We start from the raw sequence: 2,191 nt of genomic DNA, 5'->3' as shown, positions 1-2,191 counted from the left end.
TTGTTATGCAGCGCATGAGTTGTATCAACTGCAGTGATAATGATGTTGTGGTTCTTATTTCTCATACCGGTCGAACAAAGAGTCAGGTAGAAATAGCGAACCTTGCTCGTGAAAATGGCGCAACGGTTATTGCGATTACAGCGAAGGATTCTCCTCTAGAAAAGGCAAGCTCGCTGGCCATCACGCTCGATATTCCAGAAGATACCGACGTTTACATGCCAATGGCAAGCCGAGTTGTACAAATGACAGTGATTGATGTGCTAGCAACTGGCTTCACTCTTCGCCGTGGTACAGGTTTCCGTGAGAACCTAAAACGCGTAAAAGATGCGTTGAAAGACAGTCGCTATGACAAATTAAGCCAGTACTAAGCACTAAAGCTTAGTCAATACTTTATCTAGGGGAGCTCAAGGCTCCCCTTTTGTTTTAATGCAGCTAAGAAAGCAATCACCCTAAGTCGTTGACACTCGATAAGTCCGTTCTTGATTCCAGTACTTCAACAGAACTGACATGTTGTGCACTCTCAGCTGCGCACTCTCCGCTACAATCACAGACTTGCTGCAATATGTGTATCAAACGTTCCTGATTCAGGGGTAAAGGATTCCCTTTGATTGCCATTGATTTAAGCGCATCATTCGCCACTTGCTCAAAAGAGGTTTGGCATACTCCAAATTGAGCCAGTAGCGGTAACGCTAACTTATCTAGCACCATATTTACCCAAAGAATTCCATCGTGTTCGTTAGCGTTTACTCGCTCGGTGACTAATTGGGCCAGCTTGCGATAACGACTTATCACATCATTCCTACCCGCGAGTTTAGCGGCGTTAATGTTCTCCTGCATCACGTGCGGAGCTAAGCGAGCCGTAATAACGCTATGGGGGGCGTCTAACTTGCCTCCTAACGCCGATGCTAACCCATGAGCGGCACCTAATTTGGCATTAGTAATCGCCATACCACCAAGCAATGCAGCGAACGATAAATCAGAGCGCGCCTTATGATTATCTTGCTTACAAGCGGCAATCACTGAACGGCTTAAACGGCGTAGCCCCTCTTCGCAGACCATATCAGTAAGAGGGTTTGGCTCACCACACACATACGCTTCCATTAAATGAGTGAACGTATCCATTACGCCACGTCCAGATGTGTATTGGTCGGTCCCGTAAGTAAGTGTCGGGTCTACAATGGCAACGTCTGCGAGCATATCAGGGCTTCGAAGACTCACTTTCACTTTATCTTGTCCAGATTTCAGCACAGCATTTCTGGTCACTTCTGAACCGGTGCTTGCTGTCGTAGGAATTGCAATAAAATGAAGAGGCTTTGCTTTTAAAGGGACGCTTCTTCCTACCACTTCTACGTAATCGTAAACATTGCCTTGATTGGGAATAATGGCAGCTAAGGCTTTGCCCATATCGATGACGCTGCCACCACCTATCGCAACCACCATATCAGGTTGGAATTTTCTACCGAGCACTGCGGTCTCTTCTACCATAGTGATGTATGGTTCACCAACGATAGCTACGTGCTGGTAACGCATATTTTGAGCTTTAAGATATTGGACAATGGGGGCAGCTCGTTGGGTGTTCTGCCCAGTAACCAGCAAAACACTGTAGCCAAATTGGTTAATAACGGATAATGAAGATTGAAGTGCACCTTCACCAAATATAATCCTTGTTGCAGTCATAAACTGAAACATACACACCCTCCCAAAAGAATATACCCAAATAACCTCTCGCCCTCTGATTTAACACTTATGTAAGAGTTGAAGTTATTTGCGTATAGCCAAAATAGATTGCTATTTTTTTAAACAAAAAAAATTGACCAATTCCACCTTGCCATCATTAACCCTTTAGAATGTATGTTTTTTATGCGTCACTTCACATACTTCAGAGTCGTAAAATAAGCACGTGCGTTTAGTTTTTATTCGATAGATTTCACCTATAGAACCAAGAGGTAATTGCCGCTTTATTTCCGTATCTGGATCGGGCATAGTTACTCCAACAAAAGAAAGCGCACTCAGCCGCTATGTTTTGTACGCTTTCAAAAAAGAATAGATTTAGGAGAAATAAGATTATGTTCGTTGTTATCTTTGGTCGCCCTGCATGTCCTTTCTGTGTTCGTGCAAAAGAGCACGCAGAAACGCTAAAAGCAAAACGTGATGACTTCAACTACCGTTACGTTGATATTCACGCTGAAGG

3 protein-coding genes are annotated in these 2,191 nt (G+C 44.0%); 2 read left to right on the top strand and 1 reads right to left on the bottom strand.

The annotated features are described in order from the left end of the window. Positions 1-368: SIS domain-containing protein (locus CAG68_RS13000; RefSeq protein ID WP_161441239.1), on the top strand; the 368-nt coding region annotated here is incomplete at its 5' end. A gap of 76 nt (positions 369-444) precedes the next feature. Here CAG68_RS13000 and CAG68_RS12995 read toward each other — a convergent pair. Continuing rightward, complete coding sequence (locus tag CAG68_RS12995) at positions 445-1,689, bottom strand: iron-containing alcohol dehydrogenase (RefSeq protein WP_161441238.1); 1,245 nt, start codon at positions 1,687-1,689, stop codon at positions 445-447. A gap of 377 nt (positions 1,690-2,066) precedes the next feature. On the opposite strand from CAG68_RS12995, the gene CAG68_RS12990 reads away from it, so the two are divergent. After that, the coding region (locus CAG68_RS12990; RefSeq protein ID WP_272926330.1) for a glutaredoxin domain-containing protein at positions 2,067-2,191 on the top strand (125 nt) is incomplete at its 3' end.

Origin of the sequence: Vibrio sp. V42_P2S4T144, assembly GCF_009904715.1 — a bacterium.
GTDB lineage: Bacteria > Pseudomonadota > Gammaproteobacteria > Enterobacterales > Vibrionaceae > Vibrio > Vibrio alginolyticus.
Note: the sequence above shows the minus strand (reverse complement) of the source record. Positions and strands in the feature narration are given on the sequence as shown.

Bases quoted from the DNA above. Each gene is read 5' to 3' on its own strand.
- CAG68_RS12995 (WP_161441238.1), bottom strand. From the start codon at position 1,689: ATGTTTCAGTTTATGACTGCAACAAGGATTATATTTGGTGAAGGTGCA.